The organism is Pseudoalteromonas sp. 0802 (assembly GCF_013350085.1).
In the GTDB taxonomy this organism is placed as follows: domain Bacteria; phylum Pseudomonadota; class Gammaproteobacteria; order Enterobacterales; family Alteromonadaceae; genus Pseudoalteromonas.
On sequence record NZ_JABVXE010000003.1, the window covers coordinates 19,960 to 36,026 of the forward strand.

General features: G+C 41.3%; 13 protein-coding genes. 7 read left to right on the forward strand and 6 right to left on the reverse strand.

What is annotated here, in order from left to right; genetic code table 11:
• Positions 1-25: 25 nt before the first annotated feature.
• The 5 genes from HUS61_RS07750 to mrcB all read left to right on the forward strand — a co-directional run bounded on the left by HUS61_RS07750 (position 26) and on the right by mrcB (position 5,756).
• Positions 26-1,255: a diguanylate cyclase gene (locus HUS61_RS07750; RefSeq protein WP_175082288.1), complete on the forward strand. Its 1,230-nt coding sequence runs from the start codon at positions 26-28 to the stop codon at positions 1,253-1,255.
• Between the two features lie 181 nt (positions 1,256-1,436).
• Positions 1,437-1,775: a P-II family nitrogen regulator gene (locus HUS61_RS07755; protein ID WP_054554260.1), complete on the forward strand. Its 339-nt coding sequence runs from the start codon at positions 1,437-1,439 to the stop codon at positions 1,773-1,775.
• A 9-nt stretch (positions 1,776-1,784) separates the two neighbouring features.
• Positions 1,785-3,014, forward strand: coding sequence for an ammonium transporter (locus tag HUS61_RS07760; protein WP_054562321.1), 1,230 nt, complete (start codon positions 1,785-1,787; stop codon positions 3,012-3,014).
• Between the two features lie 161 nt (positions 3,015-3,175).
• Positions 3,176-3,337 carry a YqaE/Pmp3 family membrane protein gene (locus HUS61_RS07765; RefSeq protein WP_082401591.1) on the forward strand — a complete coding sequence of 54 codons (162 nt, stop codon included), beginning with the start codon at positions 3,176-3,178 and terminating at the stop codon, positions 3,335-3,337.
• 91 nt (positions 3,338-3,428) lie between these two features.
• The gene (gene mrcB / locus HUS61_RS07770; protein WP_175082289.1) at positions 3,429-5,756 is read left to right on the forward strand and encodes a penicillin-binding protein 1B; all 2,328 of its coding nucleotides are present in this window, start codon (positions 3,429-3,431) and stop codon (positions 5,754-5,756) included.
• Positions 5,757-5,861: 105 nt separating this feature from the next.
• On the opposite strand, the gene hemL is transcribed toward mrcB, so the two are convergent.
• The 6 genes from hemL to HUS61_RS07800 all read right to left on the reverse strand — a co-directional run bounded on the left by hemL (position 5,862) and on the right by HUS61_RS07800 (position 14,158).
• Entirely contained in the window at positions 5,862-7,142 is a 1,281-nt protein-coding gene (hemL, locus tag HUS61_RS07775; protein ID WP_054562319.1) for a glutamate-1-semialdehyde 2,1-aminomutase, read from the reverse strand.
• Positions 7,143-7,213: 71 nt separating this feature from the next.
• Positions 7,214-8,230, reverse strand: coding sequence for an aspartate carbamoyltransferase (locus HUS61_RS07780; RefSeq protein ID WP_054554265.1), 1,017 nt, complete (start codon positions 8,228-8,230; stop codon positions 7,214-7,216).
• Positions 8,231-8,334: 104 nt separating this feature from the next.
• Positions 8,335-8,769 carry a CopD family protein gene (locus HUS61_RS07785; protein WP_054562318.1) on the reverse strand — a complete coding sequence of 145 codons (435 nt, stop codon included), beginning with the start codon at positions 8,767-8,769 and terminating at the stop codon, positions 8,335-8,337.
• A gap of 20 nt (positions 8,770-8,789) precedes the next feature.
• On the reverse strand, positions 8,790-10,472 hold the full coding sequence (locus tag HUS61_RS07790; RefSeq protein WP_175082290.1) for a chloride channel protein: 1,683 nt from the start codon (positions 10,470-10,472) through the stop codon (positions 8,790-8,792).
• 99 nt (positions 10,473-10,571) lie between these two features.
• Positions 10,572-11,903, reverse strand: a complete 1,332-nt coding sequence (locus HUS61_RS07795) for a transporter substrate-binding domain-containing protein (RefSeq protein WP_175082291.1) — start codon at positions 11,901-11,903, stop codon at positions 10,572-10,574.
• Between the two features lie 71 nt (positions 11,904-11,974).
• A complete protein-coding gene (locus tag HUS61_RS07800; RefSeq protein ID WP_258535983.1) occupies positions 11,975-14,158 on the reverse strand; it encodes a diguanylate cyclase domain-containing protein in 2,184 nt (727 codons plus the stop codon).
• A 372-nt stretch (positions 14,159-14,530) separates the two neighbouring features.
• On the opposite strand from HUS61_RS07800, the gene erpA reads away from it, so the two are divergent.
• Together erpA and HUS61_RS07810 are read left to right on the forward strand one after the other, a co-directional pair.
• Complete coding sequence (gene erpA, locus HUS61_RS07805) at positions 14,531-14,869, forward strand: iron-sulfur cluster insertion protein ErpA (RefSeq protein ID WP_054562313.1); 339 nt, start codon at positions 14,531-14,533, stop codon at positions 14,867-14,869.
• Between the two features lie 104 nt (positions 14,870-14,973).
• Positions 14,974-16,065, forward strand: coding sequence for an efflux RND transporter periplasmic adaptor subunit (locus tag HUS61_RS07810; protein WP_252949125.1), 1,092 nt, complete (start codon positions 14,974-14,976; stop codon positions 16,063-16,065).
• The last annotated feature ends 2 nt before the right edge of the window (positions 16,066-16,067 follow it).

Consider the following 16,067-nt stretch of genomic DNA (forward strand, 5'->3'; position numbering starts at 1 on the left):
ACGTGCTTAAGAAAGAGAAGTTGCAATGCAAAGAGTATTAGTAGTTGAAGACAGTAAAGTAGTACAGCAAGTGTTACGTCACCTCGCTGCTCACTATTTAGATGTGGCTGTCGACTTTGCGTGGTCTTTAAAAGAGGGCGTCTCTTTAATTTCTGAGCACGATTACACTTTAGCTTTAGTCGATTTAACGCTACCTGATGCGATGAATGGCGAAGTAGCTAAATACACCTTATCAAAAAACATCCCGACCGTTGTTCTAACATCAAAAATTGATGAATACATTCGCCAGCAAATGTTAGAGCTTGGTGTGGTTGATTACGTGGTTAAAGATAACCGTGACTCATACCATTATGCGATCAAACTTGTTGCACAATTACTTAGAAACGATGGTAGTAAAGCGCTGGTGGCTGATGACTCAGTACTAAGTCGCACTTTAATGAAGCAAATGCTCGAAAAGCAGTTGTTTGATGTACGCGATGCTCAAGATGGTGAACAAGCATTACAAATGCTTAAAGACGATCCTGAAATCAAGCTACTACTTACTGACTATGCAATGCCAACAATGGATGGTTTTGAGCTCGTTAAAGCGGTACGTAATTTCCGCGGCCGTGATGATTTAGCAATTATCGGTTTATCAGGTGCCGGTAAGCATGGTTTATCGGCGCGTTTTATTAAATACGGCGCTAACGACTTTTTAACTAAGCCGTTTATGAATGAAGAGTTTCATTGCCGTGTTATGCAAACCATGGAGCAGCTTGCTTTAATAGCCGATATAAAAGAAAGTGCATACCGCGACCACTTAACAGGTTTACATAACCGTCGTTATTTTTATCAATACGCAGAAAAACTGCTTAAAAATGTTGAGCAAGAAAACGTATTGGCCTTGCTTGATATCGACTTCTTTAAAAATGTGAATGACCAGTTTGGTCACGAAGCGGGTGATCAGGCGCTAAAACAAGTGTCTTCATTTTTAAAGACTAAGTTTGATGACTTCACTATCGCGAGAATCGGCGGCGAAGAATTTGCCGTGGTACTGCATAATATGGACTTAGCTAAGGCCGAATCAAGGCTCAATACCTTTAGAGAGCAGTTAGCAAGCCATGCCTTTTCTATTAACGGTGAGCCTTACTCATTAACCATGAGTATTGGTATGACCCAATTCCAAAAAGTATCGCTTACAGCTGCAATGCGCATTGCTGACAAGGCCTTATATCAAGCTAAACAGCAAGATCGGAACTGCTTAGTTCAACTATAGTTGTGCTAATTGCACCAGCGCTGATTAATTGTTAAAAAAATGCACCAATAGGGTGCATTTTTTTTGTGAAAAAACCAAGTTTTGTTTTTAAGTTATTGAAATTAAATAACAAAAAATAGTGGCACAAAGGTTGGATTGTATAAGCCAACAGGATAACAATAAGCGTCCGAAGGGGGCCACTATGAAAATGATTAGTGCAATAATAAAGCCATTCAAACTTGATGATGTACGTGAAGCATTGGCTGATTTAGGCATTGAGGGGATGACAGTTGTCGACGTTAAAGGCTTTGGCCGTCAACGTGGTCATACTGAGTTATATCGTGGAGCTGAATACCAAGTCGATTTTATTCCAAAAATCAAACTTGAAATTGCAACTCGTAGCGAAAATTGTCAACGCGTTGTTGAAACCATCACAAAAATTGCTTCAACAGGCAAAATTGGTGACGGCAAAATTTTTGTTTACGACTTAGACCAAATCGTTCGTATCCGTACGGGCGAACTTGATGAAGAAGCAATTTAAGGGGGAATTATGGAAAACACTATCGTAGAGTTGAAGTTCTCACTCGACACTTTTTACTTTTTAATGTCGGGTGTTTTAGTAATGTGGATGGCGGCTGGTTTCGCTATGCTTGAAGCAGGTTTAGTTCGTGCAAAAAATACAACAGAAATCCTAACTAAAAACGTTGCACTATTTTCTATTGCCTGCACTATGTTCTTATTAGTGGGTTACAACATCATGTATGTTGATAACGCAGAAGGTGGTTTCATCCCTTCATTTGGCGCATTAATCGGCACTCAAGCTGCTGATGCGGATCACTCTTTAGAGTCTGATTTCTTCTTCCAAGTTGTGTTCGTAGCAACAGCTATGTCAATCGTATCTGGTGCGGTTGCTGAGCGTATGAAGTTATGGGCATTCTTAATTTTCACTGTTGTTTTAACTGGTTTCATCTACCCAATCGAAGGTTACTGGACTTGGGGCGCAGGTTTCTTATCTGAAATGGGCTTTGTTGACTTCGCTGGTTCTGCAATCGTTCACGGTGCAGGTGCTGCGGCAGCGCTAGCTGGTGTACTTTTCCTAGGTGCTCGTAAGGGGAAATACGGTAAAAACGGTGAAATCTACCCAATTCCTGGTTCTAACTTACCGTTAGCAACGCTAGGTACATTAATCCTTTGGATGGGTTGGTTCGGCTTTAACGGTGGTTCACAGCTACTTGTTTCTGACGCTGAAAACGCAACAGCGGTTGGTAAAATCTTCTTAAACACTAACGCAGCAGCAGCGTGTGGCGCAATTGCAGCACTATTTGTATGTAAAGTGTTATGGGGTAAAGCTGATTTAACTATGGTTCTTAATGGTGCACTAGCAGGTCTAGTAACGATTACTGCAGAGCCTGCATCTCCAACGCCATTACTTGCTTGTTTACTTGGTCTATTAGGTGGTTCACTGGTTGTATTTAGCATCGTTGCTCTTGATAAAGCGAAAATCGATGACCCTGTAGGTGCTATCTCTGTACACGGTGTATGTGGTGCATTAGGTATCATGTTAGTACCACTTTCAAACTCTGATGCAACCTTTGTTAACCAATTAATTGGCTTAGTATGTATCTTAGGATTTGTGTTCATCGCGTCATCAATCGTATGGGCAATCCTGAAAAATACCATGGGTATCCGTGTTACCGAAGAAGAAGAACTAAACGGTATGGATCAACATGACTGTGGTATTGATGCTTACCCTGAGTTTGTATCAGTTCGCAGTAACTAATCTTGGTGCGTGCAAATAGCACGCCCATAACAATATCATTGTGTGTTCAAATCAAAGCTCTACTTAGGTAGGGCTTTTTTGCGTTTAAATAAGTCTTTTCTGATAGGCGAAATCGCTATTTTTTGACTATGCTTAATGCTCATTTCTAACAAGGAAAAACGATGGATAACAAACTCTTGCTTATAATTATTTCGCTGTTTTTACCGCCTGTTGCGGTATTTTTAAAAGCGGGCGCAGGTAAAGACTTAGTGATTAACATTATTCTATGCTTTATCTTCTTTATACCTGCTGTGATCCACTCACTCTGGTTGTGTACACGCTAAACGAGTTTAAGTGACTGTTAATTTTACAGGTGTTAATATTGCGCTGTTCAAGGCGTAATCCTGTAAAATTAACTGACCAATAGCGAACTCAATGGCTGATAAAAAAACTCCTGCAAAAAAATCGTCTAGTAAACCGAAGGCGACATCAAAAAAAACTACCGCTAAGCGCTCACGCGCACCTCAAGGGCCAGCTAAAGCTAGTGTATTAAGAAAACTTTGGTCAATTTTTTGGAAGCTTTCACTTGCTGTGATTGTTGCCATGGTGCTGTATCTAATTTATTTAGATGCAAAAATTACTCGCCAATTTGAAGGCAATAAATGGCAGTTACCTGCACAAGTGTATGCTCGTGCAATGAGCTTTTATCCTGGGCAGTATTTGTCTCAGCAAGAGGTTATTTGGGAGTTAAACCGTTTAAATTATTCATCTGTAAATAAGCTAAGCCGTACAGGCCAGTATGTTAAATCAGCTAACAGTATTAAAGTGTACCGCCGTGAATTTGAATTTTATGACGGCCTTGAAGACTCACAAGTGATTGAGCTGCGTTTTTCAGGGCAGAAATTAGCAACCATCAAAGATAAATTTGGTCGTCGTTTAAACAGCGCTCGATTAGAGCCGGTTCAAATAGCTCGCATTGGTAATGATTCAAAACAAGACCGCGAGTTTGTGCCGCTAGATAAATTTCCGCCGATGCTAAAAGACACTTTACTGGTTGTTGAAGATCGTAATTTCTATCAACACCATGGCGTATCTGTGTGGTCAATTATGCGCGCTTTATACAGCAATATTAAAGCCGGACGTACAGTGCAAGGGGGCAGTACCTTAACTCAGCAATTAGCAAAGAATATATACCTTACCCGTGAGCGTTCTCTGGTGCGTAAGTTTAATGAAGCGCTTATCGCCTTGATATTAGATTACCGCTACAGCAAAGATGACATTTTAGAAGCTTACCTCAATGAAGTGTATTTAGGTCAGTCGTACAATCAAGGCGTTCACGGTATGGGTCTTGCCGCTGAGTTTTATTTTTCAAAGCCTGTGGATGAGCTTGAATACGACCAAATTGCGCTATTAGTGGCTATGGTAAAAGGTCCTTCATATTACAACCCACGTCGTTATAGTGAGCGGGCAATGGAGCGTCGTGATCTAGTACTGCGCTTAATGGTTGAAAATAAATTGATTGATACCCGTGAATACCGTGCGGCATTAAAGCGTCCAATTGATATTGCACCAATGAAAGACAGTCTGCAAAAGTCGTATCCGGGTTACTTAGAATTAGTTAACCGAGAATTAAAGCGCCTACTACCTGATCAGCAAGTGTTAGATGCCGGGGTGCGTGTATTCACCTATTTTGACTTACAAAAGCAAACGGCCATGGAAGAGTCGGTTGAGGCAAGCCTACCTTATCTAGAAAGACGCCCTAAAACAGAAGAGCTTGAAGCGGCGATGATCTCTGTCAACGTTGAAAAGGGTGGGGTGTCGGCGTTGGTAGCAGGCCGTGACGTACGTTATTTTGGTTTTAACCGTGTACTTGATACCAAACGTAATATTGGTTCACTCGTTAAGCCTGCCGTTTATTTAACGGCATTTGAAAGTGATCAGTTTAATGTTGCCACCTTGGTGGATGACTCACCGCTACAAGTGACTAATGAGCAGGGGAAAGTTTGGCAACCAGAGAATTTCGACAAGCAGTTTCGCGGCCCTATGCCACTATACAAAGCATTCAGTAACAGTATTAATATTCCTGCGGTTAATACGGGCCTTGATGTCGGTGTAGATAAAGTAGCTGATACCTTAAAGCGTTTAGGTGTAGAAGGGCGTATTGATCAATACCCGTCGTTGCTTTTAGGTGCACTTGAGCTTTCAAGCTTTGAGGTAGCACAGCTTTATACAACCCTTGCTGCTGATGGTCAGTACCGAGAATTAACGTCTATTTCAGCACTGACTGACTCAGTAGGTAAGGTGCTTTATAAACATGATGTCAGCTCACAAAAGCGTTTTGATGATGCATCAATCTACATGACCAAATACGCAATGAAGCGAGTGACTAAAGATGGCACGGCTAAACGCCTAAATGCTCATTTCCCATCAATCCAACTAGCAGGTAAAACAGGCACTAGTAATGATTTACGCGATAGCTGGTTTGCAGGTTTTGACCAAAATACCGTAACTGTTGCATGGATAGGTCGCGACGATAACAAGAGCACAGGTTTAACGGGCAGTGTTGGCGCATTAGAAGCTTACATTCGCTACCTTAAACCACTCAACCCTGAAGCCATAGCGGATACTCGTCCTGCTTCTATTCGTTGGGCATTTATTAATGAAGAAACCGGTCTGCAAGCGCCTCCGGGTTGCGGCAAAGTAGTGCAGCTACCCATTCGTGCCAGCGAGTTTGAACCCAGACCAACTTGCGTTAGAGATTAACAACACTAACTCGCATTAATACTTAAATAAACGAATTGGCAAAGAATAAAAAAAGCCCCAGCATTGAAAAATGCTGGGGCTTTTTATTAACTTGCTTTACGCTTATTAAAGCTTCGCGAATGCGCGCTCTGCGGCGGCAATGGTGTCGTTGATCTCTTTCTCAGAGTGTTCAGCGCACACAAAGCCTGCTTCAAACGCCGAAGGAGCTAAGTAAACACCTTCTTCTAGCATTAAGTGGAAGAACTTTTTGAAGCGCTCTAAATCACACTCAGTCGCTTGTTGGTAGCTAGTTACTTTTTCTTTATCAGTAAAGAAGAAACCGTACATACCACCTGCGTAGTTTGTTGTAAGTGCAATGCCTGCTTTTTTCGCTGCTGCTTCAAAGCCTTCACAAATTGCTTTGCTCTTTGCTTCAAGCTCATCGTGCAGGCCTTCAGCACTTAATAGCTCTAAAGATTTTAAGCCGGCTGCCATGGCAATTGGGTTACCTGATAATGTACCTGCTTGATAAACTGGGCCAACAGGTGCGATGTAATCCATGATTTCTTTCTTACCACCAAAAGCACCTACTGGCATACCGCCACCGATCACTTTACCTAAACAAGTTAGGTCTGGCTTGATGTTGTAGTAAGCTTGTGCGCCGCCTAAAGCAACACGGAAACCTGTCATTACTTCATCAAAAATAAGTACAGATTTGTATTCATCACACACCTCACGTAAACCTTCTAAGAAGCCTGGTACAGGTGGAATACAGTTCATGTTGCCAGCAACTGGCTCAACGATGATACAAGCGATTTCGTCAGCGTATTTTGCGAAAATTGCTTTTACTTCATCAAGGTTGTTAAACGACACAGTTAATGTGTGCTTAGCAAAGTCTTCAGGAATACCCGGTGAGTTTGGTACACCCATAGTCAGTGCGCCTGAGCCTGCTTTTACTAGTAGTGAGTCAGCATGACCGTGGTAACAGCCTTCAAACTTTAAGATTTTGTCACGGCCAGTGAAACCACGTGCTAAGCGAATTGCACTCATTGTTGCTTCAGTACCTGAGCTTACCATACGTACTTTTTCGATTGATGGTACTAGCTCTTTTACTTTTTCGGCCATTAAGATTTCAGTTTCGGTTGGTGCACCATAACTTAAGCCATTTTCTACGGCTTCTAATACCGCTTGCTTAATAGCTGGGTGGTTGTGACCCATGATCATTGGTCCCCATGAACCAACGTAATCGATATAACGGTTACCATCAGCATCAAAGGTAAAAGGGCCTTCAGCTTTAGTGATGAATAAAGGAGTACCGCCAACGCCATTGAAGGCACGAACTGGTGAGTTAACACCGCCTGGGATTGATTCTTGCGCGCGATTAAAAAGATCTTGGCTAATTGTCATGAATAGTCCTATTGGGTTGTCACGTTAAATGAGTTGGTTTGCAAGGGCTCAAAGAGCCCAAACGAAGTAGCTTAGCTATTACGTTTACGGCTAAACCAAGGCACGTCGACTTCATATTGCTCAACTTTGTCGGCAACATCTAAGGTTAGAGCAAACAACGCCATGCGAATTAACACGCCATTTTGTACTTGACGGAAAATTGCTAGGTTGTCGTTGCTATTTAAATCGTTATCTAGCTCGTTTGCTTCCAAACGGCTGTCACGAGGAAGAGGGTGCATCAGTACTGAGTTAGGCTTACAGTGTGCGTTGTAAATTGCCTGACTGATACGGAAACCACCACGGTATTTGTTAGCTTCTTCTTGTGAAGGGAAGCGCTCTTCTTGGATACGGGTTTGATAAACAATATCTGCGGCCAAGTTGCCTTCCATTTTATCTACTACTTGAATTTTATGACCCGCGTTATCAACAGCATCTAAAATGTAGTCTGGCATTTGTAAGCCATCAGGTGCCACCATAGAGAATTTAACGTCTTTATAATGACAAAGTAATTTAGATAAAGAGTGCACGGTACGGCCGTATTTTAAATCACCTACTAGGGCAATGTGCATACCGTCGATGCTTTGGTTGAAACGACCTAGCTCACGTTCAATCGTTAGTAAGTCTAGTAAGGCTTGTGTTGGGTGCTCATTCGGGCCGTCACCGCCATTAATCACTGGCACGTCACACCCGGTGGCAAATTCAGCAACAGAGCCTGCGTCAGGGTGGCGCATTGCGACTGCATCTGCATACGCTGAGATCACGCGTGCGGTATCATACAAAGATTCACCTTTTGCAAGCGCCGAGCTTTGCATACCCGTTGTTTCACGAACTAAGCCACCTAGTAAGTTAAATGCTGTACCAAAACTTACGCGAGTACGCGTGCTTGGTTCAAAGAACAAGTTTGCTAAAATAGCACCTTCTAAAACATTGGTGCGCTTTTGCTTTTTAGCATAAGGCTCCATTTTCTTAGCAACTGCAAAAATACGTTCAATACAATCTCGATCAAGCTGATTGACCGACAGGATATTTTCACCTTGGAAACTTAGCATGGGGTTTGTTCCTAATCACATTTATAGGGCGCTGGCACTCGGTATGGGAGGCCGCATAAATTTGCGCAGTACTATAGCAAATTTTTAGCGTTCACAGCAGCAAATTATAAGTTAGGTTTAATAATTGCCAGTGCCACTATAGCTAAAAGGATGAGTACCGGAACTTCATTAAAAATACGGTAAAAGCGATCGCTACGTGTATTGCGATCATGCTTAAAGTCAGCCAGTAATTTAAAGCAATAGCCGTGGTAGATATAGAGAATAATCACTAACACCAGTTTGTAGTGCAGCCACATGCTATATCTAAACCAGTCTCGACCATATTCAAAAATGGTCAGTACGCCAAACACCAATGTTAAAACGGCAAACGGCGTTACAAAAAACAATAAACGGCGCTCCATTACTTTCAGCATTGAGTTACAGGCTTTTTCTTCACTCATTGCGTGGTAAACAAAAAGACGTGGCAGGTAAAAAATACCGGCAAACCAAGCAATCATAAAAAATACGTGGAAGGTTTTATAAACTAATAGCGCAGTCATTTAAGCATCCATTTTAATTGTTATAACAAACTGTTGCGTATGGTAAGGATATGTCTGATTTGGTCCCAACGCAAAAGGCCCATAATCTGTTGGTTATCAAGCAGGTTGTAAATATACACAGCACCGCTGCGTTTATCTTTTAATAAGTCAAAAGCATCGGCTAAAGTTGCTTGGCTACTAAGGCCGGCAAGGCTGACATATTTGATGTTACTGTTTTGGTCAGACATCAGGCTTAAATCATACTCAGCAAGACGATAGCCATTCTCTTCATCATGAACAATCAGCGGGGTTTGGCTATCAAGGGCATCGAGCGACTCTTTAATTTGTTGTTTGTCGTCACTGTAAAGCAGCTTGAACTGCTCATCCATTTCATCCATCACCCCCACTTTTTGTAATGCTTCGGTAGCTGGCGATATTTGATACTCAAGCCCTTGGAAATCAAGTTGTTGCATAAAAATAGAGCGGTTACCAAAAAACTGCAGTGCTGTAACATAAGCCGTTGAGATCACCAGCATAGCTGGCACAATAATCTCAGGACTTGAAGTTAACTCCATAACCGTAGTGAGAGCTGCCAGTGGTGCGTGTAATGTTGCAGCCAATAACCCCGCCATGCCAAGCATGCTATAGGTACCTGTGATATCAACACCCGGACTAATAAACTGTGCGAAAAAGGCCATCAAGGTGCCCATTAATACACCTAGACCAATAACAGGGCCGATGATCCCACCAGGAATACCTAAACCAATGGCAAATAAAGTGGCGAGTAATTTGGCAATCAAGATGGTTGTTAAAAACTGCACATCATCTGGTGATTCAATAGCAATAGTGATAGCACTCATACCTGAGCCCATTGCATGAGGAACCATATAAGCAATTAGGCCCGCTATTAATCCTGCGAGTAATAGACGAGGGAACATACTTAGTGGTTTAAAAGTACGGATTATAAGCATCAAGTTTTGGTTAAATGCATAGGCAACAGCACCAAGTGCCATACCAAAAATGATTAAAAATGGGTAATGCCAACCACTTAATGGGTTCATGGTGATAAGTGCTAGCTCTGAAGCGTCACCAAAGACAAATTGAGTGGCTAATGCACCGGTAACTGCAGCGAGCATAATGGGCACGAAAATATGCACCTTATACTCCCTCAGTACCACCTCCATGACAAAGATAACGGCTGCAAGTGGGGTGTTAAATGAAGCAGCAATACCAGCTGCAACACCACAACCGGTGAGGGTACGCATTGCATTGTGTGGAAGGTGTAGTTTATCGGCCAGTAAACTGGCACCCGTTGCACCCATATGTACTGAGGGGCCTTCTCGACCGACCGAAAAGCCACTAATAAGAGCTAATGCGCCACCAACAAATTGGTTCACCGTGTTATAAAGCGGCATATGACCATAGTGTTTTTTAATACGGTGAATTACAAATGGAATGCCAAGACGATAATGCTTAAAGCCTGTTAGGGCGGCGAATAAGGCAATTAATAGGGCTGCACCAACTGGCAGTATCATTCGCTCATAGGTTGGTAAAGTGGTGAAGTCATCGGGCTTATCTAAAAATAAGCTTTGAAAAAACATGATTGTGAGGCGAAAAAGTATGATCAACACTGCCGCAATTAACCCTGCACTTACACCAAGTAAGCACAATTGCACAGATGTTTTAGGCTTTGCTAGGCGACGTCTTAGTCTCTCAAGCCACATGCATATTTCCTCACAGCACTTTTGAGCCGCAGTTTAGCAAATCAAATTAACTAAGTCGTTGGGATTTTATAATTTTATCTGCATTTTGGGTAAATCTAGCTAATCTTTGCTGGCATTATTAATTTGCTGCGTTAATTCAGGTAAGCGAGCTGTAATGGCTTTTGATATTTCATCTACCAACGGGGCATGTTTTTTATGAATAACCGTGTTGATAGCCATCTGTCTTAAAACAACCACAGAAAAGTCTTTTTTAAAGGTATTAATATCATTATTGAGCGCAGGGTAGATGGCGTAATCGACACGTCCTTTTTTTAGCATAGTAAGCGTATGGCTCAAGTCTTCGTTATGAATGATCTCGGCTTTAATATCAAACTCATTAAGAATTTCGATATCACCAATCGAACTTATAATTCGGTTGTTTGGATCGTATAAGTTATCCCGATCACATTGCAGCGATTTTCGACATAGGAGCACTAAGTTAATAATGCCAAGGTTTGGTTCTTCGACAATGATATTCTCGAATTTTTTTAGGTTGCTTTTTGAACGCACGATATCGCCATCGACAATGCCTGCATTAAGTAATAACACACCTCTTCGAGATGGTGTGGGTTGCATTTGAGCCTTGATATTTAAATCATTATAGACATCACTCATAAACGCTTTAAATGGCGCTATACGGGGAATATCTATATAGGTTAATAACACCTTTTTTGGCCGAGAGTAATTTGTCTCAGATGACTTTGTACTGGCAAATAAATCATTGAGTAAGGCTATTTTAGCCTGGTTTTCAGCATCATTTCGTATGCCAATCACTAATGGGGAGTCGGTAAACTGAGTCACTATTTTCGGCTCAGGAAAGTTTTGCTGCTCAGCAAAATAGTTAAGCACCTTTGGTGCAGTAATCGCAAAATTAATCTGCCCAGATTGCATTAAGTGGAATAGCTCTTCATCGTTTGCTGTTTGCACTATGTTGCCTGCATAGGATTGAATTACTTGTTCGACCACACCCGGATAAATATAAGGCTCAACAACGCCGACTTTGTGCTCATTAAAAAGCTGTTCAAGATTTTCAAAATCTTGTGGATTAGATTGCGTGGTAATGACAGCTAATTGAGAATTTAAAATAGTGGGTGAAGCAACAAAGCCGGGCATCATTTCAGATGGCCAAGCAGGGTAATAACCCAGGTAGCCGCTTAACCGGGCTTTTTTTATTGCATCTTGCCAAGGTAAATACTCAACTTCGAGGTTTATCGATTTTTTGGCAAGCGTGTCTCTTAATAGTGCAATAGCATCACCGCCATTTGCCATTGTACTACTTGCATACGGCGGGGCTTCTAAAGAGGTGATTTTCCATGTTTCTTGGTACGTAGTATTAGCAGCTGCCAATGAGCTGAAAACAAGAACCATAAAATAATAAAAGCGAGTGAGCATGGAAAAAGAATCATTATTAATTGTTTAATAAGTATACGTCTAAATTAGACTTTTTAGCATTATTAATTTGCTTATTTGCAGTTCATAATATTACAACTAAAGCAGTGATGTTTTTGGTCATACATACGCTTATCGGCCATGCTAAGTAATTCATCAAATGATTGCGCATCATCTGGATATAAGGCAAAGCCAACACTCGCTTCTACGTGCAAGTCACCGGAATCTGATTTTATCGGCGCTTTAACCGCACAGATCAATCGTGATAGTGCACGGTTTATTTGTACTTGATTTTCTATGTCGGTAACAATAACTACAAACTCATCACCACCAATGCGAGCAACGCAATCGGTTTTTTGAGCGGTGTCTTGTAAGCGTTTAGCAACTTCTATCAGTACTTTATCACCCATCGCATGGCCATAGGTGTCGTTAATCGGCTTAAACTTATCAAGATCAAAATACAGGCAACCTACCTTAGAGCCTGTGCGCTCAACACGGGCAAATTCTTGCTTGATGAATCGCTCAAGCGCGCTACGATTTGCTAAACCAGTAAGGTGGTCTGTTTGTGCTAATTGCCTAATTTTCTTCTCTGCCATGACGCGTTTCGTGATATCGAAATTAACACCAATCATGCGGTTGCCGTATATTCTTCCATCTGCATTGATATAGCGCGTTTTGCCAGAGGGCAGAACAATCTGAAACTCTGCGTGAAACTCTTCGCCATTTAAAATTGCGAGTTTTAGCTTGTTAGTTACGTCTTCATATTCATCTGGGTGCAAGCTATTTGCCCATGCTGAATAGTCCCCTTTAAATTCTGATTTTGGAATTTCAAATAAGGTATGCATCCAGTCATCCCAAATCAGTTCATTAGTGTCAAAATTCCACTCCCATATACCAATATGAGCCGCATCTGCAGCCATAGACATGCGTTGGTGTAAGCTTTCAAGCTCGGTTTTTGCTTGTTTTAATTCAGTAACATCTTCAGAAACGTCCAATAAATATTGCGCTTTACCATTACTATCTTTAATTGTGAGTTTCCGTGTTCTTAAGTAATGAGTATTGTCATCAATAGTAACCGGCTTTTCCTCTATAGTGAGAGTGTCATCACTTTTCAATACATCGCGATCGGTTTGCACGAAACTGACTGCTTGTTCATTACTGAAAATATCAAAGTCATTTAAACCGATTAGTTGGTCTTTATTTTTACCTAGTAGTTGCTCACCCGCTTTATTTACATGGCTAAATGTTAGATGCTCAGCTTCTTTTACAAACAACATGATGGGTAAATTATCGAAAATAGTTTGTGTAAAGGCTTCTTGGTTTCGAATATCAGAGAGATCTTTTATTGTCGCCACATAAGGACCTGACTCTTTTTTACCAATTGAGCTGATTGTTAATGTAATAGGAAATCGTTTTTTATTGGCTCGTTGTCCTTTTAAGAGCCGACTGCTACTTTTACCCGCCGTTCTTTTGCTGAGTTGTGAATCCCGGAGGATTTCATCAAGTTCTAACGATCTTTCAGGGATCAGGGTGCGAATATGTTTGCCTATTAAATCATGCGGCTGATAGCCAAAAACATGGATAACAGCCGGGTTTGCAAATTCAATTTTTCCTTCATTATTAAAGCTAATAACCACATCTTGTACGGTATTAAGTACAGCTTTTAATTTCGCTGATAATAAGCTCCTTGCTCTGAGCTCAACAGCACCCAAAACAATCAGACTTAATGCCACCAGAATAAAAATAATAAGTTGTGCTAACGTCGAGTAGTCGTGGGTTGTAACATAGGTGGTGTACTCAGTTTCAAAAACCGACATCGAAATCATGCCAATGTAATGCATTCCCGAAATTGCACTGCCCATTATTAAGGCCACCACCAAGTTCATCCGTGTTTGATGAACCCCTTTGGCAAGTCGAAAATCATTAATTTTTAATGCGATACCAGACAGCACAATAGCGACGATAATAGATAAAGAGAACAACCAAGGCTCATAAGCCATTTTTGCGGGCATCACCATCGCCATCATGCCAACAAAATGCATCGAGCCAATCCCAGCACCCATTAACACACTTCTAAATAGTAGCCCTTTGTCGGTTTGCAGTGCTGGTGAGAGTACGATGTAACTGGCAAACACACTTGGCAAAATTGATATCAAGGTAATGCTAATGTTGTATTCAATAGGGATGGGTAAGGTATAGGCAAGCATACCTACAAAATGCATACCCCAAATACCTATACCTAAAAAACACGAAGCCATGATGGTCCATATCTGACTTTCATTTTTTAGATAAGAGTGTTTGATACGAGCTGATAATAAAAAAGAGATGTACGAAGCAAATACGGCTGTGAAAATAGAAGCAAACACAAGGAGCAAATCGTATTCAGCTGGAATGACCTGCGCACTGCTTAAATTATCAGTTATAAAATGCAGCTTGAAATGCTCTATCACAATTATCTTCCCTCAGTGCAAACTCATGCCAACCCAAATGTAGTACAAATAAACTTTAGTCCAAGGCGAATGGGTTAGCCAGTTACCCTCACCATAATTGAGATGCTCTTCTGGTGATACTTGATTAAAACACTCGGGTATTAGATAATTGCGGCCAATATAGGTTATGAGGGTTTTGGTATGTCAGATGAGTTGCCAATCAAGTTCAGCGATGCAGCAGCTGTTCGTGTTAAACAGTTAATCGAAGAAGAAGAGAATCCAGATCTTAAACTACGTGTTTATGTAACAGGTGGTGGTTGCTCAGGTTTCCAATATGGTTTTACTTTTGATGAAAAAGCTAACCCTGGCGATTTAGAAATTGTTAAAAATGGTGTAACGCTAGTAATTGACCCTATGAGTATTCAATATTTAGTTGATGGTACCGTGGATTACACCGAAGGGCTTGAAGGCGCACGCTTTTTTGTTAATAACCCGAATGCAACAACAACCTGTGGTTGCGGAGCCAGCTTCAGCGTTTAACGAATTATTTAAAAAAGCCACTTTATGTGGCTTTTTTATTGCTTTAATGTCTCATAATATCTTGCCTCTGCTAAATTTTACGCATTATTAGAAGGAATTTTGCGTTGCCAAATATAACTACAACAATAGAAAAGAAACCCTATATTTTAGCTATCGCCATTGTTTTGGTGATTGTACTGTGGATGCTATCTGGGGATAGCAAAGCAGATCAAAAAGCACAGCAAAGTGATGAGCAAGTTCAAGAGCGCTTGCCTAAAGTGCAAGTGATGCCCTTGGTCGCTAAGAATATTAATAAAAACCTAACTTTTTATGGAAAATCAGAGCCTGACAAAATCGCGAACATTAGCGCTAGGCAAGCAGGGCAAGTACTCGAAATTTTGGTTGAAGAAGGTCAGTTTGTAAAACAAGATCAGGTTATTTTACGTCTCGACAAATCTGATTTAGCCGCCCAAATCACATCAGCAGAAGCCTTAGTTGCCCAGTATCAAACTGAATACGAAGGCGCGCTTAAGCTTAATCAGCAAGGTTTACAAAACAAAGTATTGACCATGCAAGCACAAGCTATGTTGCAACAAGCAAAAGCAACTTTGGCAAGCCTTGAATTAAAGCTAGAGCGCACTGAAGTACGTGCTGCTTTTGATGGCGTTATCAACAAACGTTTAGTCGAAATTGGTGATTATGTTGGCATAGGCGACCCTATTTTGCAGCTCGCTGATTTAGACCCGTTAATTGTCAGAGCCGATGCGACTCAAAAAGAAGTGCAAGGCTTAGAAGTTGGGCAAGCTACCTTTGCTCATGTGTTAAATGACAAAACCTATCCGGGTCGAATTCGTTATATTGCCTCTGTTGCTGATGACAGCACCAATACATTTCGCATCGAAGCGGCGTTTGAAAACCCAGGTATGAAATATAAAGCAGGTTTTTCGACTCAGCTTAATATTGAGTTGCCAACTGAGCCTGCCATGTTATTAAGCCCGGCTTTTATGGCCCTAGATGAACAAGGTAATATCGGCGTAAAAGTCGTGAATGACGACAATATTGTAGAGTTTAAGTCGGTAAATCTAGCTAAAAGCACCGAGCAAGGCGTTTGGCTTTGGGGCTTAGGTGAGCAAGCGAATGTTATTACCCTTGGTCAAGGCTTTGTACGTGCTGGTGATAAAGTTGAGCCTGTGTTTACTGAAGCAACGAGCAACTAAGT